Annotated in this window: 19 protein-coding genes; 8 read left to right on the top strand and 11 right to left on the bottom strand. The window is 71.2% G+C overall.

The window, feature by feature from the left end:
• Nucleotides 1-128: 128 nt before the first annotated feature.
• Both ACZ7G1_RS22275 and ACZ7G1_RS22270 read left to right on the top strand, forming a co-directional pair.
• A complete protein-coding gene (locus ACZ7G1_RS22275; protein WP_470874091.1) occupies nt 129-989 on the top strand; it encodes a helix-turn-helix domain-containing protein in 861 nt (286 codons plus the stop codon).
• Between the two features lie 180 nt (nt 990-1,169).
• Entirely contained in the window at nt 1,170-1,370 is a 201-nt protein-coding gene (locus tag ACZ7G1_RS22270) for a DUF397 domain-containing protein (RefSeq protein WP_470874089.1), read from the top strand.
• 143 nt (nt 1,371-1,513) lie between these two features.
• On the opposite strand, the gene ACZ7G1_RS22265 is transcribed toward ACZ7G1_RS22270, so the two are convergent.
• Nucleotides 1,514-2,347 carry a hypothetical protein gene (locus tag ACZ7G1_RS22265; RefSeq protein WP_470874088.1) on the bottom strand — a complete coding sequence of 278 codons (834 nt, stop codon included), beginning with the start codon at nt 2,345-2,347 and terminating at the stop codon, nt 1,514-1,516.
• Nucleotides 2,348-2,429: 82 nt separating this feature from the next.
• Here ACZ7G1_RS22265 and ACZ7G1_RS22260 point away from each other — a divergent pair, with 82 nt between their 5' ends.
• Nucleotides 2,430-3,212, top strand: a complete 783-nt coding sequence (locus ACZ7G1_RS22260) for an SDR family oxidoreductase (RefSeq protein WP_470874087.1) — start codon at nt 2,430-2,432, stop codon at nt 3,210-3,212.
• 174 nt (nt 3,213-3,386) lie between these two features.
• Nucleotides 3,387-4,928, top strand: a complete 1,542-nt coding sequence (locus ACZ7G1_RS22255) for a sodium:solute symporter family protein (protein WP_470874086.1) — start codon at nt 3,387-3,389, stop codon at nt 4,926-4,928.
• Here ACZ7G1_RS22255 and ACZ7G1_RS22250 read toward each other — a convergent pair.
• The 4 genes from ACZ7G1_RS22250 to ACZ7G1_RS22235 all read right to left on the bottom strand — a co-directional run bounded on the left by ACZ7G1_RS22250 (nt 4,913) and on the right by ACZ7G1_RS22235 (nt 10,479).
• Nucleotides 4,913-6,028: an ADP-ribosylglycohydrolase family protein gene (locus tag ACZ7G1_RS22250; RefSeq protein ID WP_470874085.1), complete on the bottom strand. Its 1,116-nt coding sequence runs from the start codon at nt 6,026-6,028 to the stop codon at nt 4,913-4,915. The genes ACZ7G1_RS22255 and ACZ7G1_RS22250 overlap by 16 nt on opposite strands.
• 178 nt (nt 6,029-6,206) lie before the next feature.
• Nucleotides 6,207-8,792 (bottom strand): bifunctional FO biosynthesis protein CofGH, encoded by a 2,586-nt coding sequence (locus ACZ7G1_RS22245; protein ID WP_470874084.1) that lies wholly within the window; start codon nt 8,790-8,792, stop codon nt 6,207-6,209.
• Nucleotides 8,793-8,880: 88 nt separating this feature from the next.
• The gene (locus tag ACZ7G1_RS22240; RefSeq protein WP_470874083.1) at nt 8,881-9,711 is read right to left on the bottom strand and encodes an LLM class F420-dependent oxidoreductase; all 831 of its coding nucleotides are present in this window, start codon (nt 9,709-9,711) and stop codon (nt 8,881-8,883) included.
• A gap of 102 nt (nt 9,712-9,813) precedes the next feature.
• Nucleotides 9,814-10,479, bottom strand: coding sequence for a hypothetical protein (locus ACZ7G1_RS22235; RefSeq protein ID WP_470874082.1), 666 nt, complete (start codon nt 10,477-10,479; stop codon nt 9,814-9,816).
• Nucleotides 10,480-10,590: 111 nt separating this feature from the next.
• On the opposite strand from ACZ7G1_RS22235, the gene ACZ7G1_RS22230 reads away from it, so the two are divergent.
• Together ACZ7G1_RS22230 and ACZ7G1_RS22225 are read left to right on the top strand one after the other, a co-directional pair.
• Nucleotides 10,591-11,343 carry a GNAT family N-acetyltransferase gene (locus ACZ7G1_RS22230; RefSeq protein WP_470874081.1) on the top strand — a complete coding sequence of 251 codons (753 nt, stop codon included), beginning with the start codon at nt 10,591-10,593 and terminating at the stop codon, nt 11,341-11,343.
• A 155-nt stretch (nt 11,344-11,498) separates the two neighbouring features.
• The gene (locus ACZ7G1_RS22225) at nt 11,499-11,975 is read left to right on the top strand and encodes a carboxymuconolactone decarboxylase family protein (RefSeq protein WP_470874080.1); all 477 of its coding nucleotides are present in this window, start codon (nt 11,499-11,501) and stop codon (nt 11,973-11,975) included.
• Here ACZ7G1_RS22225 and ACZ7G1_RS22220 read toward each other — a convergent pair.
• The gene (locus ACZ7G1_RS22220) at nt 11,959-12,447 is read right to left on the bottom strand and encodes a GNAT family N-acetyltransferase (protein WP_470874079.1); all 489 of its coding nucleotides are present in this window, start codon (nt 12,445-12,447) and stop codon (nt 11,959-11,961) included. The genes ACZ7G1_RS22225 and ACZ7G1_RS22220 overlap by 17 nt on opposite strands.
• Nucleotides 12,448-12,471: 24 nt before the next feature.
• On the opposite strand from ACZ7G1_RS22220, the gene ACZ7G1_RS22215 reads away from it, so the two are divergent.
• Nucleotides 12,472-12,930, top strand: coding sequence for a carboxymuconolactone decarboxylase family protein (locus ACZ7G1_RS22215; protein ID WP_470874078.1), 459 nt, complete (start codon nt 12,472-12,474; stop codon nt 12,928-12,930).
• A gap of 49 nt (nt 12,931-12,979) precedes the next feature.
• Nucleotides 12,980-13,195 (top strand): hypothetical protein, encoded by a 216-nt coding sequence (locus tag ACZ7G1_RS22210; RefSeq protein ID WP_470874077.1) that lies wholly within the window; start codon nt 12,980-12,982, stop codon nt 13,193-13,195.
• 98 nt (nt 13,196-13,293) lie between these two features.
• Here the strand turns inward: ACZ7G1_RS22210 and ACZ7G1_RS22205 are convergent, their stop codons facing one another.
• The 5 genes from ACZ7G1_RS22205 to ACZ7G1_RS22185 all read right to left on the bottom strand — a co-directional run bounded on the left by ACZ7G1_RS22205 (nt 13,294) and on the right by ACZ7G1_RS22185 (nt 21,591).
• Entirely contained in the window at nt 13,294-14,931 is a 1,638-nt protein-coding gene (locus ACZ7G1_RS22205; protein ID WP_470874395.1) for an IS200/IS605 family accessory protein TnpB-related protein, read from the bottom strand.
• Nucleotides 14,932-15,153: 222 nt separating this feature from the next.
• On the bottom strand, nt 15,154-16,719 hold the full coding sequence (locus tag ACZ7G1_RS22200; protein ID WP_470874076.1) for an APC family permease: 1,566 nt from the start codon (nt 16,717-16,719) through the stop codon (nt 15,154-15,156).
• 238 nt (nt 16,720-16,957) lie between these two features.
• Nucleotides 16,958-18,412: an aldehyde dehydrogenase family protein gene (locus ACZ7G1_RS22195; protein WP_470874075.1), complete on the bottom strand. Its 1,455-nt coding sequence runs from the start codon at nt 18,410-18,412 to the stop codon at nt 16,958-16,960.
• A gap of 100 nt (nt 18,413-18,512) precedes the next feature.
• The gene (locus ACZ7G1_RS22190) at nt 18,513-20,252 is read right to left on the bottom strand and encodes an N-acyl-D-amino-acid deacylase family protein (RefSeq protein WP_470874074.1); all 1,740 of its coding nucleotides are present in this window, start codon (nt 20,250-20,252) and stop codon (nt 18,513-18,515) included.
• Between the two features lie 214 nt (nt 20,253-20,466).
• Nucleotides 20,467-21,591 (bottom strand): LLM class flavin-dependent oxidoreductase, encoded by a 1,125-nt coding sequence (locus tag ACZ7G1_RS22185; protein WP_470874073.1) that lies wholly within the window; start codon nt 21,589-21,591, stop codon nt 20,467-20,469.
• Nucleotides 21,592-21,610: the final 19 nt, after the last annotated feature.

Raw genomic sequence — 21,610 nt, 5'->3', positions numbered from 1 at the left:
GGTCTGGACGGCCGTCCCGCACATGTGCGTTGTCGTCGTTTCCCAGCGCACACCCGGTCATTGGTGGCAGTCTGCCAAGCGGTAGATACTCACAGCTACCCAGCAGACCAGCCGGAGGTGCAGTTTCCGTGGCGTCCAACGTCAACCCCACCGTCAGGCGACGCCGATTGGGGCAGGAGCTGCGCAAGCTCCGCGAGGCGAAGAACATGACGGCCGAGCAGGTCGCCGAGCGCCTCCTCGTCTCCCAGTCCAAGATCAGCCGCCTCGAGAACGGCCGCCGTTCCATCAGCCAGCGCGATGTGCGCGACCTCTGCGGGGTGTACGAGGTCGAGGACGAGCGCATGGTCGACTCGCTCATGCAGATGGCCAAGGACTCGCGCCAGCAGGGCTGGTGGCACGCCTTCGGCGACATCCCGTACAGCGTCTACATCGGTCTGGAGACCGACGCGGAGAGCCTGCGGATGTACGAGTCCCAGATCATCCCCGGACTGCTGCAGACCCCGGCGTACGCGGAGGCCGTGATCTCCGGCGCGATGCCGGAGTCGACGCCGGCGGAGATCGAGAAGCGGGTCCAGGTCCGCACCCGCCGCCAGGAGCGCATCCGGGACGAGGAGCGTCCGCTGCGGCTGTGGGCGGTGATCGACGAGGGCGCGCTGCACCGGATCGTCGGCAGCCGCCAGTTGATGGTGCAGCAGCTGGAGCACCTGATCGAGCAGTCGCAGCTGCCGCACGTCACGGTGCAGGTGATCCCGTTCGAGATGGGCGCGCATCCGGGGATCAGCGGGCAGTACTCGATCCTGGAGTTCCCCGACACGTCCGATTCGAGCGTCGTGTACATCGAGGGCGTGACGAGCGATCTGTACCTGGAAAAAGCGCAGGACGTCGGCAAGTACTCCGTCATGTACGAGCACCTCAGGGCACAGGCGCTGAACGTGGACCAGACCCGCGAATTCATCGCGAAGATGGCCAAGAAGCACGCTCAGGGCTGACCCCGGGGCGCCGGGGCAGGCACCGTACACCCCGTGATCGCTCCCACGGAAGCCCGGTTGGAATATGCCACCCGGTCGTGTGAACGCCGGTCCCGCCGGCCGGGCCCGGCGAGTAGCGTCGATCACGCCGGCAAGAACGTCGGCTCGACACACTCACTGGCAGAACCGGAGTTGAGCATAATGGCGATCATCCAGGGTGCGACCGACACGTGGACCAAGTCCTCCTACTCGGGTGGGAACGGCGCCTGCGTCGAAGTGAAGTCCCCGGTCATGGCCGCGATCGCGGTGCGGGACTCCAAGGCCCCCGAGGGCCCGTCCATCAACTTCGGCCCGGCCTCGTGGAACGTCTTCGTCGGCGAGGTGACCACCGGGGCGCTCTGAGTCCCCGGTGCACGCACGCCGTCACCAGCAGCACGTGAAGAGCCCTCTCGACCGGTCCGCCGTCCTGGCCGAGGGGGCTCGGCCTTTTCCCGACAGCCTTTCCCGACGGCCCTTCCCGACGGCCCTTCCCGACAAGACACCGCCTAGCGGAGCTGGTCCACGTAGAGGTCCGTGCCCGGCACCGTCGGGATGAACGGCGCCACCAGTTCCACCCGCCCCGCGTCGCCGCCCAGGGCGTCGAGGTCGGCGAAGTGCTCGGTCCAGCATGCGCGCGGGTCGCGTTCCAGGAACCAGAGCAGGGTCAGCCGGGTGTCGACGCCCTCGACCTGCTTCACATAGGTCATGCGGTCGCCGGGCAGCGGGGTCGGCCGGAAGACGGTGACCATCGCCGCCGGTGATCCGGCGAGCCGCCGGGGCAGCTCCCGGGTCCGCAGCCGGTCGAGCAGCGCGTCGCGCGCCTCGGGGCCCTCCGCGTCGACGACCTGGAGGATCAGTCCGGCGTAGGGGTGGTCGAGGGCGTGGAAGTCGCGCGGTCCCGCGGCCCCGTCGCGGTACACGGTCGCCGCGTGGTCCTGGAAGGCCGTGAAGACGTGGGTACGGCTCTGGTGGACGCGGCCGTCCTGGTTGAGCCGCTTGTTGATGCCGACGGTCCACTTCATGTGGTCGTCGTAGCGGCCGTCGGTGATCCAGTAGGTGGAGAGGTAGCAGCCGGCGGTGACGGGCTGGGCGACGGCGGACTTCTCGGGGCGGCGCAGTTCCTGGAGGTCGCGGGTGGCGACCCAGCGGCGGCCGGCGTACATCCAGGGCATGGCCATGGCGCCGGCGTAGTAGTGGTCGTCCTCGTACCAGCGGTTGTACGCGTACTCCTGGCCCGGATGCGGCTCGACCATGGTGATCAGCGCGTGGCCGGGCCGCACGCCGTACGGACCGACGGCCGCCAGTTCCGCGTACGTCTCGCTGCGGGTCTCCTCGCTCATCCTCGTACCCCTTCCCAAGTCGGTGACGGAGACCTACTCTGACGGACCGTCAGATGCTTGGCCAGGGTCGAGGAGGGTCCGGATGCTGCTCAAGGGGAAGACGGTCGTCGTGTCGGGGGTCGGCGCGGGACTCGGCCACCGGATCGCCGAGACGGTGGTGCGGGACGGGGGGAACGCGGTGCTCGGCGCCCGTACCGAGGCCAACCTCGTCAAGTCCGCCGCCGAGATCGACCCGGAGGGCGGCCACGTCGCGCACCGGGTCACGGACATCACCGACGAGGCGCAGTGCGAGGCGCTGGCCGAGCTGGCCGTGGCGCGGTTCGGCGGGATCGACGCGGTCGTGCACGTCGCCGCCTGGGACTCCTACTTCGGGGGTCTCGAGGACGCGGACTTCGCGACCTGGCAGGGGGTCCTGGACGTCAACCTGCTGGGCACGCTGCGGATGACCCGGGCCTGCCTGCCCGCCCTGAAGGCGGCCGGCGGTTCGGTGGTCCTGATCGGTACGCAGTCGGCGGTGGCGGCACCCTCGCAGGTCCGGCAGGCGGCGTACGCGGCCTCGAAGGGCGCGCTGACCTCGGCGATGTACTCGCTCGCGCACGAGCTCGGCCCGCACCGCATCCGGGTCAACACCGTGCTGCCGGGCTGGATGTGGGGCCCGCCGGTGCAGGCCTACGTCCAGTTCGCCGCGCACACCGAGGGCGTGCCGGAGGCCGAGGTGCTGGCCCGGCTCACCGAGCGGATGGCGCTGCCGGAGCTCGCGACCGACGGCGACGTCGCCGAGGCGGCGGTCTTCCTCGCCTCGGACCGGGCGCGGGCGATCACGGGGCAGTCACTGCTGGTCAACGCGGGCGAGCTGATGCGCTGACGTCGCTGGGGGCGAACTCCCGGAACCCACAGACAAGTTCATATCCATGAACAAGGGTCAGTAAACCGAACGATTTTACTGGCCCTTGACCCTCCCCTGCATTGTTACCGCCTTCCAACTCCCCACACCATGAACCGCGTTCACAAGGCGGACCGGATCTCATGGAGGGGCGCAATGAACAGTCTCGACTGGGTCGTGCTCATCGGCTACTTCGGGGTGATGATCGCGATCGGCGTCTGGTCCCACCAGCGCGTGGACACCGTCTCCGACTTCTTCACCGCCGGCGGCCGGATGCCCTGGTGGCTCTCCGGCATCTCGCACCACATGTCCGGCTACAGCGCGGTGATGTTCACCGGATACGCGGGCATCGCCTACACCTACGGCGTCACGTCCTACGTGACCTGGTCCTTCCCCATCGCCATCGGCATCGCCATCGGCGCCCACCTCTTCGCGCCCCGCCTCAACCGGCTGCGCTCCCGGCTCCGGGTCGCCTCCCCGCTCGAATACCTCAAGGACCGCTACGACCTCCCCACCCAGCAGGCCCTCGCCTGGTCCGGCGTCCTCCTGAAGATCGTCGACGTCGGCGCCAAGTGGGCCGCCATCGCCACCCTCCTCTCCGTCTTCACCGGCATCTCCCTCGACCAGGGCATCCTCATCACCGGCGTCGTCACCGGGATCTACTGCACGGTCGGCGGGCTCTGGGCCGACGCCCTCACCGAACTCGGCCAGTTCGTCATCCAGCTCCTCGCGGGCGTCGCCATGCTCGTCGCCGTCCTCGGGAAGCTGGGCGGGATCGACGCCCTCTGGACGGTGTGGGACCGGCCGGAGCTCCAGGGCCACACCGCGCCCACGGCCGGCCCGTACACGCTGACCTTCCTCCTCGCGTACCTCTTCATCAAGACCTTCGAGTACAGCGGCGGCATGTGGAACCAGGCCCAGCGCTACATGGCCACGCCGTCCGCCCGCGAGGCCACCCGCTCCGGCCGGCTCTCCGCCGTCCTCTGGTTCGTCTGGCCGCTCGTCCTCTTCTTCCCCATGTGGTGCGCGCCGCTGCTCGTCCACCCGAAGAAGCCCGACGGCTCCGACGCGTACGCCCTCATGACCGAACAGCTCCTCCCCCACGGGCTCCTCGGTCTCGTCGTCGTCGGCTTCTTCTCGCACACCATGGCCATGTGCTCCTCCGACGCCAACGCCATCGCGGCCGTCTTCACCCGGGACATCGCCCCCGTCCTCAGCAAGGCGGCGCGGAGCTGGACCCAGCGGGCCGGGCTGCTCGCCGCCCGCTGGTCGACGATCGCCTTCCTCGGCCTGTCGATGGCCGTCGCGACCCAGGTGAACTCCCCCACCTTCAAGGACATCATCACCGTCGTCATCAAGTGGGTGGCCGGACTCATGGGCCCCATCGCCATCCCCTTCATGCTCGGCCTGCTCCGCGCCTTCCGGAAGTCCGGCCCCACCGCCGCCCTCACCTCGTGGGCCGCCGGCCTCTTCGTCTTCTGGCTCACCACCTACGGCCTGGACGGCGTCGAGCTCCAGATCCAGATCGTCTCCCCGCTGGCGACCTCGCTCCTCCTCTACGTCCTCATCGGACAGGTGAGGCCCGAGGCCACCCCCGAGCGCGACGCCCTCCTGGAACGCCTCGCCACCGACGGCGGCCCGGTCCCGGCACAGTCCGGGGCGGAGGCGGAGGCCCGGCGGGATCAGCCCCTCGGGTAGCGGGCCAGCCAGCCGGGGGCCGACTCGGCGGGGCCGTGCAGGGCGGGGCCCTGGGTCATCTCCATCGAGAAGTCGTCGGCGAGTTCGAGGACGGTCGCACGGCCCTCCAGATCGGCCAGCCAGGCCGGCGGGAGGGCCGTCTCGCCGTGGAGGGCGCCGAGCAGGGCGCCGGTGAGGGAGCCGGTGACGGCGGACGGCCCGTCGTGGTTCACGGCGAGCCGGACCCCGTGCCGTACGTCCTCGGCGACCAGGGCGCAGTAGACGGCCGCCGCCAGCTGTCCCTCGGCCCGGTCCTCGGCCGCCCCGAGCGCGGCGACCCGGTCGGCGTCCGGCGCCCCTTCCCGTACGGCTCCGAGGGCGCGGGCGAGGGCCTCGGTGACCGGCTCGTGGCCGGGGCGGACCGTGAGCTGCGCGACGGCCCGGGCGACCGCCGCCTCGACGGAGGCGCCGCGCGCGAGGCCGTGGACGGTGACGGCGTAGGCGCCCGCGGCGAGGGTGGCCGTGGGGGCGCCGTGCGTCTGGGCCGCGCATTCGACGGCGAGCTGGCAGACGAGCTGCGGTTCCCAGCCGACGAGCAGCCCGAAGGGGGCGGAGCGGACGAGGGCGCCGGAGTCGGCGGCGTCCGGGTTCTTCGGCTTGTCCAGGGTGCCGAGGCGTTCGTCGCCGAGGCCGGTGAGGCAGGCGCGGGGCGGGTTCCGGCGGGCGTAGAGCCACTCCTCGCACGCGAGCCAGCCGTTGTCCTCGCGGCGCTCGTCGGGCCCCCAGTCGCGCTGGGTGGCCGCCCAGCGCAGATGCGCCCGGTGCACGTCGGTCGGCGGGTGCCAGGCACCGGTGTCCCGGCGGACCTGGGCGCGGATCAGGCCGTCGACGGTGAAGAGGCTCATCTGGGTCGCGGCGGTGACGGCGCCCCGGCGGCCGAAGGCGGGGACGGGGTCGGTGAGTCCGTCAGGTCCGTGGGCCTTCCGGAGCGCGTCCAGGGTCCCGTCCGCTCCGGCGCCCAGGGCGTCGCCGAGGGCGCCGCCGAGCAGACAGCCCCGGACGCGGGCCCGGAAGTCCTGCTGCTCGGCGCGGCCCCACACGGCTGCGGCTGTCGTGGCCACGACGTGCCCTCCCCCCGTCGGCGGTCTGCGCAGCACTGTAATGGACCGGGTAAGTCCATTCGGGGCCCGGAACGTTATGTGTCCGGACGCCCTCGGGGCCACGTTTGACCGTTGTAAGGAGGGCGGTGACCACTCCGGATCGGCCGCTCCGGAGTGACCATCGGCCGCTCAGGTTCGGCTACTCCCGCGGCAGCACCGGGAGGAGCTCGGGGAGGTGGCCGTCCGAGGCGCGGGCCACGCGCTGCCGCTCCGCCGGGACCTCGCCGTACAGCGTCGTCCGCGGCTTCGCGGGCCGGCCCGCCGCCTCCGCGATCGCCTCCAGGTCGCGGATCGAGCGGTACGAGCCGTAACTCGACCCGGCCATCCGGGAGATCGTCTCCTCCATCAGCGTGCCGCCCAGGTCGTTCGCGCCCGAGCGGAGCATCTCCGCCGCGCCCTCCGTGCCGAGCTTCACCCAGCTGGTCTGGATGTTCGGGATGTGCGGGTGGAGGAGGAGCCGGGCCATGGCGATGACCGCGCGGTTGTCGCGGGCGGTCGGGCCCGGGCGGGCGATGCCCGCGAGGTAGACGGGGGCGTTGGTGTGGATGAAGGGGAGGGTGACGAACTCGGTGAAGCCTCCGGTCTCCTGCTGGATGCGGGAGAGGGTGCGGAAGTGGCCGAGCCAGTGCCGGGGCTGGTCCACATGCCCGTACATCATCGTGGACGAGGAGCGGATGCCCAGCTCGTGGGCGGTGGTGACGACCTCGATCCAGGTGGCGGTGGGGAGCTTGCCCTTGGTGAGGACCCAGCGGACCTCGTCGTCGAGGATCTCGGCTGCGGTGCCGGGGATGGAGTCGAGACCGGCCTCCTTCGCCGCCGTCAGCCACTCGCGGATGGACAGGCCGGTGCGGGTGGCGCCGTTGACGACCTCCATCGGGGAGAAGGCGTGGACGTGCATGCCCGGGACCCGCTTCTTCACCGCGCGGGCGATGTCGAAGTACGCGGTGCCGGGGAGGTCGGGGTGGATGCCGCCCTGCATGCAGACCTCGACGGCACCGACGTCCCAGGCCTGCTCGGCGCGGTCGGCGACCTGGTCGAGGGAGAGGGTGTAGGCGTCGGCGTCGGTACGCCGCTGGGCGAAGGCGCAGAAGCGGCAGCCGGTGTAGCAGACGTTGGTGAAGTTGATGTTCCGCGTGACGATGTACGTGACGTCGTCGCCGACCACCGACGCCCGGACGTCGTCCGCGATCCGGGTCAGGGCGTCGAGTGCGGGCCCGTCGGCGTGCAGCAGGGCGAGCGCCTGGGCGTCGGTCAGCTTCGTCGGGTCGTCGGCGGCGACGGCCAGCGCCTCGCGGACGTCGCCGTCGACGCGCTCGGGGACCATGCCGGGCGCGGCGGCCTCACGGAGCGACTCCCAGTCGCCGTACACCTCGTCGAAGTCGTCGCGCCGGTCGGACGTGCGGCCCGTGGTGTCGATCGTCGCGTGCAGATCCGTCCGCCCGGCGGCGGTGAAGGCCTCGTCGGGCTCCTGCCAGGGCAGGCCGCGGACGGGCGCGTCGGGGTTCGCGAGGCCCGTCTCGGGGTCGGCGAGGGCGCGGACGTGCGGGAGGAGCCGGGGGTCGAGCCAGGGTTCGCCGCGGGTGACGAACTCGGGGTAGACGCAGAGCCGTTCGCGGAGTTCGAAGCCGGCGGCGGCGGACCGGGCGGCCAGCTCCTCGATCCGGGGCCACGGGCGCTCGGGGTTGACGTGGTCGATGGTGAGCGGCGAGACGCCGCCCCAGTCGTCGATGCCGGCCGCGATCAGCCGCTCGTACTCGGAGTCGACCAGGTTCGGCGGGGCCTGCAGGCAGGCGGACGGGCCCATGATGAGCCGGGCGACGGCGACGGTGGCGACGAGGTCGTCGAGCTCGGCGTCCGGCATCCCGCGCATCGCCGTGTCCGGCTTGGCGCGGAAGTTCTGGATGATCAGTTCCTGGACCGAGTGGTACGCGCGGGCCACCCGCCGCAGCGCGAACAGGGATTCGGCACGCTCCTCCAGGGTCTCGCCGATGCCGAGCAGCAGCCCCGAGGTGAAGGGCACGGAGGACCGGCCGGCGTCCTCCAGGACCCTGAGGCGCACGGCGGGCTCCTTGTCGGGGGACCCGTAGTGGGGGCCACCCGGCTCGGACCACAGCCGCGTCGCGGTGGTCTCCAGCATCATCCCCATCGAAGGGGCGACCGGCTTGAGGCGCTGGAAGTCCGTCCAGGACAGCACACCGGGGTTGAGGTGCGGGAGCAGACCCGTCTCCTCCAGGATGCGGATCGCCATGGCCCGCACGTACGCGATGGTGTCGTCGTAGCCGTGCGCGTCCAGCCACTCCCGCGCCTCGGGCCAGCGGTCCTCCGGCTTGTCGCCGAGGGTGATCAGGGCTTCCTTGCAGCCGAGTTCCGCCCCGCGCCGGGCGACGTCGAGGACCTCGTCGGGCGACATGAACATCCCGTGGCCGTCCCGGCGGAGCTTGCCGGGGACGGTCACGAAGGTGCAGTAGTGGCACTTGTCCCGGCAGAGCCGGGTGAGCGGTATGAACACGCTCTTCGAGTACGTGATGACTCCCGGCCGCCCGGCCGCCTCCAGGCCGGCGTCCCGCACCCGCCCCGCCGACGCCACCAGGTCCGTCAGGTCGTCGCCGCGCGCCCGCAGCAGCACGGCCGCCTCGGTCACGTCGAGCGCGACCCCGTCCCTGGCCCGCTTGAGGGCGCGTCGCATGGCGTTCTCGGTGGGGCGGGCTGCCTGGTGATCAGTCATGAACCGAGCATACGAGCGGGCAGGGCCCTGAGGTTCGGGTCTCCCGAGGTTCGGGCCTCCCGAGGAAGAGCCCCGCTCCGGACGTCCCTCACAGATACTCGGCGTACGCGTCCAGGGTCCGCAGCACCTCGGACTCGCCCGCCGGGGGCAGTTGGAGCACGACCTCCTCGCAGCCCAGCTCCGCGTAGTGGCCGAGCTTGCCGGGGTTGGGGAGGACGGCGTACGGGACGAGCCGGAGGGCCTTGGGGTCGCGGCCCGCGCTCTCCCACGCCTCCCGCAGCACCGGCAGCGACTCCGTCAGCCCGCGGCCGCCGATCGGCATCCAGCCGTCCGCGTCCTCGGCGATCCGCGCGAACAGCTTCGGTCCCGCCGCGCCGCCGAGCAGGATCCGCGGCGCCCCGCCGGCCGGCTTCGGCCAGGCCTCCGACGCCCGGACGGAACAGCCCGACTCCCCTTCGTACGCGGTCGGTTCCGCCGCCCAGAGGGCTCTCATCAGCGCCAGCCGGTCATGGGTGAGCCCGCGGCGCGCGGACCACTCCACACCGTGGTCCGCCGCCTCCTCCCGGTTCCAGCCGTACCCGAGACCGAGGGTGAAGCGGCCCCCGGAGAGATGGTCGAGGGTCGCGATCTGCTTGGCGAGGGCGATCGGGTCGTGCTCGGCGAGCAGCGAGACCCCCGTGCCGAGACCGAGGCGTTCGGTCACGGCGGCGGCCTGCCCCAGCGCCACATAGGGGTCCAGCGTCCTGCCGTACTCCCGGGGCAGCTCGCCGCCCGCCGGGTACGGCGTCGTCCGCTCCACCGGAATGTGGGTGTGCTCGGGCAGATAGAGCCCGGCGAACCCGCGCTGTTCGAGCTCGCGCGCCAGCCGCACCGGGGTGATGGTCTCGTCGGTCAGAAAGATCGTGGTCGAGATCCGCATAGCCGCACGGTAGGGCGTGGGCGCGTGATTTCCGAGAGGTACGACGCACCCGGCCGTCAGCGGCGGGCGCGTGACGTCGCAGCGGTACGGCGCACCCGGCCGTCAGGGGCCGGAATGGTCCACCGCTCGCAGCTCGCCCGCCAGATCCCCGTACCCGCCGTGCTCCCAGACCTTCTCGCGGAAGCGCTGGAGGGTGAGCGGGGTGCGGTCCTCGCCGGGGACGTCCGCGAAGTGGACCGTGCCGCAGCGGTGGCAGTACCAGCCGCGCGACCAGAGTTCCTCGGCCTGGTGGCGCCGGCGGGTGATCCGCGCGAAGGCCGTCCGGCGCCTCACCACCACGACGAGCACGAGGACGGCGGCGAGCAGGGCCAGCGCCGAGATCCAGCCCAGGAAGGCGAAGCCCGGCGGGGGCTCGGACGGCACGTCCTGCGGCAGGTGGTACCAGCCGTCCGCCCCCGGCGTCATCGCCGTCGGCTCGGGCTCCTCCTTGAACCACTCGCCCTTGACGGCCCCGCCCACGAAGGTGCCGACGGAGACGGCCGCGGCGAGCAGGCCGAGGCAGCCGATCGCGTACGTCGGCTGCGGGGGCACCGGCGCGAGGGCGTCGGAGAGGCCGGTGCTCACGGTCCGCGTCACGGTCCGCATGTCGCCGTCGCTGTCCCGTTCCCGGCTGGTGACGGCGTTCCGGCCCGCGACGTACACGGCCGGCACCGCCTGCACCAGGTCGTCGCGGCCACAGCCCGGGCAGGTGTTGCTCGTACGGCTCATGGCTCCCCCTCTCCCCTGTCTGCAATGGTGACGGGATCATGCCAGGATCGGTTCCGCCGGCCCACCGGAAAACCACCTGCGCCGCCCCTCGCCTCCCCCTACCGTGACCGGGTGCTGAATCGAATCGAGGCGTTCTACGACGCCGTGCCACGCCCCTCCGCCCGCGCCGAGGACTTCGGGCCGCTGACCCTGTTCGTCCAGGAGGGGAACGGCTGGCCGTACTACGCGCGGCCGGCGCTCGGCCACGAGGGCGAGGTGGCCGTCGGGGCGGTCGAGGCCGTACGGGCCCGGCAGCGGGAGCTGGGGGTGCCGGAGGCCTTCGAGTGGGTGGCGGAGACGACGCCGGGGCTGCGGGCCGCGGTGGAGGCGACCGGCCTGACCGTGCACGAGCACCCCCTGATGGTCCTGGAGGGCGAACCGCTCGCCGTGCCGGTGCCGGAGGGCGTCACCGTGCGGATGGTCGGCGCGGACGACGAGGCCCTGGAGACGGCCGTGGCCGCTCCGTTCGCGGCCTTCGGGATGCCGCCGATGCCGGGCGCCGCCGAGCGGGTCGCCGAGCGGATCACGGCCGGGCTCAGCCGGCTCGCCGCGGCGCTCGACGGCTCGGGCACCGCCCTCTCGGCCGGGCAGCACCAGCGCGTCGGCCCGGTCTCCGAGGTCGTCGGCGTCGGCACCGTGCCCGAGGGACGCCGCCGCGGCCTCGCGCTCGCGGTCACGGCCGCCCTCGTCGCGGACGCCCGGGCCGCCGGCACGGAGCTCGTGTTCCTGACGGCCTCGGACGCGGACGTGGCCCGGATGTACGGCCGGCTGGGCTTCCGCACGATCGCCACCGCCCTGATCGCGGAGGCCGAGGAGACGGCGTAATCGCAGCTCAGAGCCGGTTTACGGCTCCCGTGACAGCGTCCCGGAAAATTTCTCCGAAAAAACTTCCCGGGAGCTGTCACATCCTCGTCGCGCGCTCCGTCAGTGCAGTGAAAGCGAAGAACGCAGGACGCGAGAGACGCTGAGGAGCGAACACCATGGCGCTGCACGAGCCCAAGGCCCGTATGACGAACCCCGCCTACATCCTTCCGGACGCCGGCGCGGCGATCATGAACCTGGTGAAGGCGTCCCGGCAGGGCGGGGTCGACGAGACCATCCTGGAGCTCGTGCACCTGCGGGCCAGCCAGATCAACAACTGCGGCTTCTGCGTCGACTTCGGCGCGAAGGGCGCCAAGAAGGCCGGCGTCAGCAACGAGAAGCTGTACGCCGTCGCCGCCTGGCGCGAGGCCCCGTACTTCTCCGACGAGGAGCGCGCGGCCCTGGCGCTCGCCGAGGCCGCGACCCGGCTCGCCGACGTGACGGACGCGGTGCCGGACGACGTGTGGGACGCGGCCGCCGACCACTTCGACGAGAAGCAGCTGGCCTCGATCGTGCTGACCGTCGGCGTCACGAACCTCTTCAACCGGCTGAACGTCACCGTCCGCCAGCCGGCGGGCGTCATCCCCTCGCCGTGACCGAGCCGGGCTCGCGGACCATCCACACGTCGAACGGGGTCTCCGCCTCGATGGTGAAGCCCTCCCGCTCGTAGAGCCGGATGGCCGCGCTGCCCCGCAGGGACTGGAGGCGGACGGGTGTCCCCGCCGCGTCCGTCCGGGCGAGCAGCTCGCGCAGCACCGCCGTCCCGAGGCCCCGGCCCTGGGTCTCGGGGGCGAGGTAGAAGTGCTCGAGCCACGAGCCTTCGCTCACCCCGTTCGGGTGGCCCTCACCGTCACCGTCCGGGACCACGGCCACGCAGCCCGCGAAAGCCCCGTCCACCTCGATCACCGAGGTGTGCTCGGGCCGGTAGCGCCGGCGCAGCCGGTCCCGCACCTGGTTCTCGTCGTAGACGCCGAGCCTGACCAGGTCGTCCCGCATCACCACCGCTCTCAGCTCGGCGACCGTCTCCACTTCGTCGGCCCGTGCCGGGCGCATCGACCAGTTGATCATGTACACATCCTAAGGAGCCCCACCATGACCGCTCGCATCCCCAACCCCGCCATCGTCCTGTCCGACGTCGGCCCCGCGATCTTCGGGCTCATCAAGGCCGTGCAGTCGGGCAGCGACGTCCCCTCCAGCACCCTGGACCTGATCCACCTGCGCGCCAGCCAGATCAACAACTGCAGCTTCTGCGTGGTGGGCGGGGCCCAGAAGGCGGAGAAGGACGGCGAGACGGCCGAGCGGCTGCACGCGGTGGCGGCCTGGCGCGAGGCCCCGTACTTCACCGAGGCGGAGCGCGCGGCCCTGGACCTCGCCGAGCACGCCACCCGCCTCGCGGACCGCGTCGACGCCGTGCCGGACGCCGTCTGGGAGGAGGCCGCCCGCCACTACAACGAGCAGCAGCTCGCCCAGATCGTGGCCTGGCTCGGCGTCACCAACCTCTTCAACCGCCTCAACGCCACCACCAAGCAGCCGGCCGGCCAGTCCTGGTAACCGGCACCCCGGTCGTAACCGGATCCAGGGCGTCCGCGTTGGTGCGGTCATGAAGCGCATCCTCACCGCAGCCGCCCTCACCTGTCTCGCCGTCTCCACCGGCGTCTCCGCCGCCACCACGGCCACCGCCGACACCAGCGGCATGAACCTCCCCTCCGTCGTCCCCCTCAGCGGCGTCCTCACCCCCAAGCCCAAGCCCGCCGGCACCCCCGACCTCCCCCCGGCGAACACGGCGGTGGAGAGGCTCCTGCCGGGGCACCACTGACACGGCCCCGTCCCGCCAACGGCCTCTCTCGTAACCGGCACACTCCGCATTGCCGGAGGCCGATCGAGAGGGGCCGTAGTCATGCGGAAGCGACCTCATCAACCGGAACGAAGACGGCGGGACCGTTCCTGAGAGCCGAGCTCATGCTCAGCCGGACATCCCGAACGGTGCTGGGCGTCCTGGTCGACCGCGTTCCGTCCGATCCCAGCGCCGTCGGATCTCGTCCGGGGTCCGGGGATGCGGGGGCGGTGTCCCTCACGTCCTGAGGTGCCCGATGCGGCCTGGGCGGTCCGATGCCCGTGACCATCGCTCTGGTCGTCACGGGGCGGTGCCGCCCGTCGCCGGATCCGGTGCCCGAGGGCGCGCCTTCCGATCGCCACCGCGGCTGCGGCGTGTCGGGAAGTCTGTCGCTTTCCGCTGGTCAGCGGCTTCTGCCAGTGCTCGGCACCCCACTTCGAGGTGTAAGCGGGATCCACGGCGATCACTCCGATGCCGGCCTCGGCGCACATGCTGACCAGACGTGCGCGGAGCTTCGCTGTGGGAATGGCTGAGACCAACTGACGGAGCTTCTTTGCTCGTCCGTGCTTCTCCCGGGTCGTCGAGGCAGTGAAGTCGAGGTCCTCGATGGCGACCGCCTGCACCTCGGCGGCCTCGGCCCAGCGCACGAGACGGGTGAGGGCATGGCGGAGCTGGGCGTCACGATGGCGGGCAGTACCCGTCAGGTCGTAGTCGAAACGGCGTGGCTCGCCGACCGGATTGCCGTGGGGATCCAGCCGCCAGGCGGCGAGGTGGTCGGCGTTCATGTCCACGCCGATCACGCCTCGTACCCTCAAAGCCGCCAAGGGCACGACGGGCAGATCCTTCCTAGTCCAGGAAGCGTCCAGGTACCAGCGGCCGGTTGAGGGGTCGAGATGGATGCGGTAGGCGACGGCCCGGTTGCCGGTGACACGGTCACACCACTCCTCGCCGCGATACGGGAAGGAGACGCGAGCCGTGAGCACGTACCGACCGTGCTTCGCATGGGCCAGACCGGCCAGCGGCGCCGGGAGCTTGATGCTCACCTCGCCGTCAGGGCTGACTCGGATGGTCTGGTTCCCGAACTTCTTCCCGGATTCGCCATCGGCGGTCAGGAACCAGCGGGCTGCCTCCCACCTCGCCCGCCACTGCCCCGGGGTCCTGTCGGCAGCGGCAAGGTGGTGACGCTGGTTGAGCAGCCGCTTGCCACCACGCACGACCGACACGCGTCCCGACTCGTACGCGGCTTTGGCCCGCTCGTAGCGACCTTCGAGAACCGTCAGACGGCGGGACTTCTGGAACCATTCACGGCGGGACGTGTAACCGCCGTTCCCGCCCCGGGGCCCCTTCTCCCCCAACGGCAGTGACAGTCGGAGCCGGATCGTCCTGATCCCGGCGTCCAGCGTCTTCAGATGCGCGTGCTGGGCCCGGCGGGACAGACCCCACTGGTCGTGGGTGTTCGCGGTGATCGACCCGGCCCACCGAGAGGAGGAGACGGCGGTCAGCTCCCGCTTACGGGTCGCCCATGTCTCGGCGGAGTGCCCGAGCCCGTCCCGTACCCGCCTCGCCAAGTCCCCCGATGCCAGGCGCCCCATGTGCGCACCCACGGCACGCAGGACCTCTTCGTCCTCAGCCGTCACGCCCTTGAGCCGGTCTCGGATGCTCACGCCGGAGGGGCCGTCGACAACGAACGGGCGTGCGATCTGTCGCAGCCGCCTCATCTCTGCCATGGCCGCCCACCCCCTCGCCCTCCCCTGCCGAGCGTTGACACCGGCGAACCTAGCCGACATCACAGGCAGGTCGAATGAAAAGCAGAGAAAAGATCAAATGAGAGCATTCATGCTTCTTCATTTGCGATTCGTGAAACAGCGAAGGGACGGGACCCCCCACGGGCCCGCCCCTTCGCGTTCGCAGGACGCCCAGGGAGGGCGTCGGGGAGGGGGTCAGTCGGGGACGACGAGGGAGGGGGTTTCCTTGGTGAGGATTTCGCCGCGGAAGAAGGAGGGGCTTTTGCGCTGCATGAGGAGCATGATGACGACGCCGAGGAGGAGGAGGCCGACGCCGATGACGAAGACGGAGCCGACGCCGAGGACGGCGGAGCCGGAGCCGTAGGCGGGGTCCCACATGTCGTAGAGGGTCTTGGCGAAGACGGCGGTGAGCATGAGGCCGCCGAGGGCGGGGAGGAGGCCCTTGAAGGCGAAGTCGCGGGCGGAGCGGAAGAGCTCGGCGCGGAAGTACCAGACGCAGGCGAAGGCCGTGAGGGCGTAGTAGAAGCAGATCATGAGGCCGAGGGCGTAGATGGTGTCGACCAGGACGTGCTCGCTGACCAGGGTCATCACGGTGTAGAAGACGCCGGTGGCGACGCCGGCGACGACGGTGGCCTTGCCGGGGGTCTTGAAGACCGGGTGGACCTTGGTGAAGGACTTCGGCAGCGCCTCGTAGGTGGACATCGCGAGGACCGTGCGGGCGACCGGGATGAAGGTCGTCTGGAGGCTGGCGGCGGCGGAGGCGAGGACGGCGACGAAGAGCAGGATGCCGAGCGCGGGGCCCATGACGGGGCCGGCGAGGGCGGCGAAGACGTTGTCGGAGGTCTTCGGGTTGGCGAGGCCGAGGCCCTGGTCGCCGGAGCCGACGGCCATCTGGGCGGCGATGCCGGTGGCGAGGTACGAGCCGACCAGGACGACCATGGCGATGAGCGCGGCGCGGCCGGGGGTCTTGGCGCTGCCGGTGGTCTCCTCGTTGGAGGCCATGCAGGCGTCCCAGCCCCAGTACATGAAGATCGAGAGCGAGAGTCCGGCGGTGAAGGCCGCGAAGGACTGCACCGCGAAGGGGTTCATCCAGGACCAGGAGAAGGAGACCGAGGTCTCGAAGTCGCCGGCCTTCGACAGGGCCATCACCACGAAGAGCGCGAGGACGACGAGCTGGAGGCCGACGAGGGTGTACTGCAGGCCCTTGGTGGCGGTCATGCCGCGGTAGCTGATCGCGGTGGCGACGGCGATGAGCGCGAGGCAGGTGACGATGTGGACGGCCTTGTTGTCGTCCAGGGCGGCGATGGAGTCGCTGCCGGTGATCTCGCCCGCGAGGAGCCAGAAGTACGAGGTCGCGACGCCGGCCAGGTTGGACAGCACGATGATCGTCGCGATGACCAGGCCCCAGCCGCACATCCAGCCGATCCTGGGCCCGAAGGCCTTGACGGTCCAGGTGAACGAGGTGCCGCAGTCGGGCATGACCTTGTTGAGCTCCCGGTACGCGAAGGCGACGAGGAGCATCGGGAGGAAGCCCGCGAGGAAGATGGCGGGCATCTGCAGACCGACCTCGCCGGCGGTGGAGCCGAGGGTCGAGGTCAGGCAGTAGACGGGCGCGACGGTCGAGATGCCGATGACGGCACTGCCGAGGAGGCCGACGGAGTTTCCGCCGAGGCCCTTGGTGCGCACACCGGGGGTGCCGTCGGGGGTGTCGGCGCCCCTTACCGTGTCTCCGGCCTGGGGCCGGGCTTCCACCTGAGTCATGAACAGGACGTTAAATGCTGCGGTTTCCACATCCGGAGGATCGCCCTCCGCTCACTTGATCGATCATCGCCTTGCAATGAGCGGGTCGAAGTGGACATCGACCGATGATTGAAAGATCGACCACCGCAACGGACCGACCAACTGGTAGGTCCGTCGCCGAGTGTCCGATATGCGGGAACCGCAGCAGAGTCCCAAATGTCCGGTTTGAAATTTTCCCGAGGAATTTTCGAGACGTGTCTCACCCCGGCCAGACGACCGCCTGCAGCTCGCTGTACGCGTGGAGCGCGTACGAGCCGACGTCCCGTCCGACACCGCTCTTCTTGAACCCGCCGAACGGCGCCTCCATGTTCCGTCCGATGGTGTTCACGCCCACCCCGCCGGCCCGCAGCCGGGCGGCGACGCGGAAGGCGCGGGCGACGTCGCCGGACCAGACGTAGTCGATCAGCCCGTAGTCGCTGTCGTTGGCGAGCGCGATCCCCTCCTCCTCGTCGTCGAAGGGGACGACCACGACGACCGGCCCGAAGATCTCCTCGCGCACCACCCGCATCTCGTTGGTGCAGTCGGCGAGCAGCGTCGGGGCCACGTAGAAGCCCTTGGCGAAGTCCGGGCGCTCACCGCCGGCGACGACCCGGGCGCCCTCCTTCCTGCCCAGCTCGATGTACGACTCCACCCGGTCGCGGTGCGCGGCGGAGATCACCGGGCCGACGACCGTGCCCTGCGCGGCCGGGTCGCCGACCTTCATGAAGGCCAGGTAGCCGGTGAGCTTCTCGATCAGCCGGTCGTGGATCCCGCGCTGCGCGAGCACCCGCGTCGGGGCCGTGCAGATCTGTCCGCTGTAGAAGGCGAAGGTCGTCCCGATGCCCATCACCGCCGCGTCCAGGTCGGCGTCGTCGAAGACGAGCGCGGCGCCCTTGCCGCCCAGCTCCATCAGCTGCCGCTTGAGCGAGCGGCCGCAGACCTCGCCGATCGCCTGTCCGACGGCCGTGGAGCCGGTGAAGGAGACCATGTCGACGTCCGGGGAGTCGACGGCCGCCTCGCCGACCGCCCGGTCGGAGCCGGTGACGACGTTCACGACCCCGGCCGGGACGCCGGCCTCCTCCAGGGCGCGGGTCATCGCGTACACGGAGAGCGGGTCCTGCGGGGCCGGCTTCACGAGGACCGTGTTGCCCATGGCGAGCGCGGGGGCGATCTTGCCGGCCGGGTTGGCCCAGGGGTTGTTGTACGAGGTGATGCAGGTGACGACGCCGACCGGGCGCCGTACCGCCACCGCGCCGAACACGCCGGCCTTCCCCATCGGCCCGGCCTCGTTGATCTGCGGCGGCAGCGCCTGCTCGACCGGTTCCATGGCCCCGCGCGCGTACCGCCGGAAGCGGGAGGAGCCGACGGCGACCTGCATGCCGCGCGCGGTGCCGGTGGTGGCGCCGGTCTCGGCCCGCGCGAGGAGCGTGTTCGCCTCGGCGTCCCTGGCCATCAGGTCGGCGGCCCGGTCGAGGATCGCGGCCCGCTCCTCCGGCTTCGTGCGGGACCAGGTCGCGAAGGCCTCGCGGGCGGCGGCGGCCGCCTCGTACACCTGGGCCCGGGAGGCCTCGGGCGCGAGCCCGACGACCTCCTCGCTCGCCGGGTCGATCACCTCGTAGTGCCCGCCGGCGGGCTCGACCCACTCGCCGCCGATGAAGAGCTTCTCGGTCCTCACGCCCTCGGTCCTCCCGCCCTCGTCCTCACGCTGTCGGTCCTCACGCCCTCGGTCCTCCCGCCCTCGGTCCTCACGCTCTGGGGCCTCGCGTTCCCGGTCGTCACCGCGTGCTCACCGTCCTCGTGTCGCGGCCGGAGCGCAGCACCCTGCCCGGGACCGCGCCGGTCACCTCGTCGTCCCGTACCGTCTCCACGCCGTTGACCCGCACCGACACGATGCCGACCGCCCGCGAGTCGAGCCGGGGGCTGTCCCCCGGCAGGTCGTGCACGAGCGTCGCCGGGCCCGCGTCGATCCGCTCCGGGTCGAAGAGGACGAGGTCGGCGTGGAAGCCCTCCGCTATACGGCCCCGCTCCCGCAGCCCGAACAGCCGCGCCGGATCGTCGCTGAGCATCTTCACCGCCCGCTCCAGCGGCACCAGCTTCCGGCCGCGCAGACAGTCCCCGAGGAAGCGGGTGGTGTACGGCGCTCCGCACATCCGGTCCAGGTGGGCGCCGGCGTCCGAGCCGCCGAGCATGACGTCCTCGTGCTCCCAGGTCTCCCGGCGCAGCGCCCAGGACGCCGGGTCGTTGTCGCTGGGCATCGGCCACAGGACGGTCCTGAGGTCGTCGTTGGCGCAGATCTCGACGAGCGCCTGGAAGGCGTCCTGGCCGCGCTCGGCGGCGATGTCGCCGACGACCCGGCCGGTGAGCCCCTCGTTCTCCCTGCTGTACGTGTCGCCGATGACGTACCGCCCGAAGTGGGCGAGCCGCCGGAAGACGCCCGCCTCCCTGGAGTCGGCGCGCCGCAGCATCTCGGCCCTGACCTCGGGGTCGCGGAGCCTCGCGATCCGTTCGGGCACGGGGAGGCCGAGGATCTCGCCCCAGCCGGGGATGAGGTTGAGCGCGCAGAACGTGCCGAGGGACATGTTCATCGGCGTGAGGATCGGCATCGTGAGGGCCACGATCCGGCCCCCGGACTTCCGGGCCCGCTCGGAGGCGGTCAGCTGGCGCGGCACCCGCTCGGGGACGGCCGCGTCGATGGTGAGCACGTTCCAGTTCAGCGGCCGTCCGGCGGCCGCCGTCATCTCCACGAACAGCTCGATCTCGTCGTCCGAGAACTGGTCGAGGCAGCCCGCGAGGATCGCCTCCAGCTGCGTGCCCTCGTGCTCGCCGACGGCCTTCGACAGCGCGATCAGCTCGGCGGGGGCGGCGTGCCGGGAGGCGACGGGGGCGCCGTCGCCGTCCGAGTGCGTGGCGGACTGCGTGGTGGACAGGCCCCAGGCGCCCGCCGCCATGGCCTCCTTGAGCAGGGCCACCATCCGCTCCAGCTGCTCCGGTGTCGGCTGCCCGCCCACCGCGTCCTCGCCCATCACGTACCGGCGCAGCGCGCAGTGCCCCACCATGAAGCCGGCGTTGACGGCGATCCGTCCTTCGAGGGCGTCGAGGTACTCCGCGAACGACGACCAGCTCCACTCGACGCCCTCTTCGAGGGCCTTGAGCGCCATCCCCTCGACCTTCGACATCATCCGCCGCGTGTAGTCGGCGTCCTCGGGCCGGTCCGGGTGCAGCGGGGCGAGGGTGAAGCCGCAGTTGCCGCCGGCGACGGTGGTGACGCCGTGGTTCATGGACGGGGTGGCGTACGGGTCCCAGAACAGCTGGGCGTCGTAGTGGGTGTGCGGGTCGACGAACCCCGGCGTCAGGACGAGCCCCGTCGCGTCCTCGCTGCTCCGGGCCTCCTCCCGGACAGCCCCGGGTTCGGCGACGACGGCGATCCGCCCGTCCCGTATCCCGACGTCGGCGACGAAGGCGGGTGCGCCGGTGCCGTCCACGACGGTGGCACCGGTGATCAGGTGGTCGAGCATGACGGTCCCTTCTTGCGAACGTGCGGGGGCGGGTGCGGGGGGCGCTTGCGGGTGCGGGGGGGGGCGCTTGCGGGGCCGGGCCGGCCCCGGTTCCGGGCAGGTCCGGACAGGCCCCAGCCCCGGCCGCGGGCCGCCGCGGTCGGGGCGTGCGGGCGGCGGTCCGGGAAGACGCCGCCCACGGTGGGGTCCCCGGTGTGCGGGGCTCCGGCTCCGCCTACTGGCCCGCGCCCTGGCGGAAGCGGGTGGTGCGGTGGACCGGGTCCGTGTCGATCTTGGGGATCACGTGCTCGCCGATCAGCTTGATCGAGTTCATCGTGTCCTCGTACGAGACGCCGATCGGGATGCCGAAGGAGAGCTGGTCGGCGCCGGCCTGCTCCCAGCGCTTGCACTGCGCGAGGACCTCGGACGGGTCGCCGCAGATCATCAGCTCCTCCTGGATGAGGAGTTCGATGATCTCGGCCGAGTACTCGGGGAGCAGCTCGGGCCACTCGGGGATGCCCTCGGGCCGCGGGAAGGTGTCGTGGTAGCGGAAGAGCAGCGACTGGAGGTAGTTGAGCCCGCCGCCGACGGCGATCTCGACGGCCTTCTCGTGGGTCTCGGCGCAGATCGCCGTCGAGGTCACCATGACGTTGTCGTTGACGAAGTCGCCGACCGCCTTGGCCTCCTTGATCGCCGACTTGTAGGACTCGAGGACCCACTCCATGTCGGAGACCTTCTGCACGCTGAAGCCGAGGACGCCGAGGCCCTTCTTGCCGGCCATGGCGTACGAGGAGGGGGACCCGGCCGCGTACCACATGGCGGGGTGGGACTTGCCGTACGGCTTGGGGAGGACCTTGCGGGGCGGCAGCGACCAGTGCTTGCCCTGGAAGCCGACGTACTCCTCCTGGAGCCACATCTTGGGGAACTCGGCGATCGTCTCCTCCCAGATCTCCTTCGTGTGGTTCATGTCGGTGATGCCCGGCATGAACCCGAGGATCTCGTGGGAGCCGGCGCCGCGCCCGGAGCCGAACTCGAAGCGTCCGCCGGAGAGGTGGTCGAGCATGGCGACCTTCTCGGCCACCTTCACCGGGTGGTTGACGGGGGCGAGGGGGTTGAAGATGCCCGAGCCGAGGTGGATGCGTTCGGTGGCGTGGGCGAGGTAGCCGAGGTAGACGTCGTTGGCCGAGATGTGCGAGTACTCGTCCAGGAAGTGGTGCTCGGAGGCCCAGGCGTACTTGAACCCGGACTTGTCCGCCTGGATGACGTACTCGGTCTCCTCCATGAGGGCCTTGTGCTCGGCTTCGGGATCGGTCTCGGCGCGCTTGCCGACGTATCCCTGTACGAAGATCCCGAATTCCAAGGGGGTTCACCGTCCTCGT

It is taken from the genome of Streptomyces sp. NPDC037273 (assembly GCF_055603625.1).
This window is presented reverse-complemented; position numbering and strand designations above follow the sequence as displayed.

What these genes read in the sequence shown, in the direction of transcription:
- ACZ7G1_RS22200 (WP_470874076.1), bottom strand. Translation starts at nt 16,719, where the DNA reads ATGACTCAGGTGGAAGCCCGGCCCCAGGCCGGAGACACGGTAAGGGGC.
- ACZ7G1_RS22245 (WP_470874084.1), bottom strand. Translation starts at nt 8,792, where the DNA reads ATGACTGATCACCAGGCAGCCCGCCCCACCGAGAACGCCATGCGACGC.
- ACZ7G1_RS22225 (WP_470874080.1), top strand. Translation starts at nt 11,499, where the DNA reads ATGGCGCTGCACGAGCCCAAGGCCCGTATGACGAACCCCGCCTACATC.
- ACZ7G1_RS22270 (WP_470874089.1), top strand. Translation starts at nt 1,170, where the DNA reads ATGGCGATCATCCAGGGTGCGACCGACACGTGGACCAAGTCCTCCTAC.
- ACZ7G1_RS22215 (WP_470874078.1), top strand. Translation starts at nt 12,472, where the DNA reads ATGACCGCTCGCATCCCCAACCCCGCCATCGTCCTGTCCGACGTCGGC.
- ACZ7G1_RS22220 (WP_470874079.1), bottom strand. Translation starts at nt 12,447, where the DNA reads ATGATCAACTGGTCGATGCGCCCGGCACGGGCCGACGAAGTGGAGACG.
- ACZ7G1_RS22265 (WP_470874088.1), bottom strand. Translation starts at nt 2,347, where the DNA reads ATGAGCGAGGAGACCCGCAGCGAGACGTACGCGGAACTGGCGGCCGTC.
- ACZ7G1_RS22260 (WP_470874087.1), top strand. Translation starts at nt 2,430, where the DNA reads ATGCTGCTCAAGGGGAAGACGGTCGTCGTGTCGGGGGTCGGCGCGGGA.
- ACZ7G1_RS22240 (WP_470874083.1), bottom strand. Translation starts at nt 9,711, where the DNA reads ATGCGGATCTCGACCACGATCTTTCTGACCGACGAGACCATCACCCCG.
- ACZ7G1_RS22205 (WP_470874395.1), bottom strand. Translation starts at nt 14,931, where the DNA reads ATGAGGCGGCTGCGACAGATCGCACGCCCGTTCGTTGTCGACGGCCCC.
- ACZ7G1_RS22235 (WP_470874082.1), bottom strand. Translation starts at nt 10,479, where the DNA reads ATGAGCCGTACGAGCAACACCTGCCCGGGCTGTGGCCGCGACGACCTG.
- ACZ7G1_RS22210 (WP_470874077.1), top strand. Translation starts at nt 12,980, where the DNA reads ATGAAGCGCATCCTCACCGCAGCCGCCCTCACCTGTCTCGCCGTCTCC.
- ACZ7G1_RS22255 (WP_470874086.1), top strand. Translation starts at nt 3,387, where the DNA reads ATGAACAGTCTCGACTGGGTCGTGCTCATCGGCTACTTCGGGGTGATG.
- ACZ7G1_RS22190 (WP_470874074.1), bottom strand. Translation starts at nt 20,252, where the DNA reads ATGCTCGACCACCTGATCACCGGTGCCACCGTCGTGGACGGCACCGGC.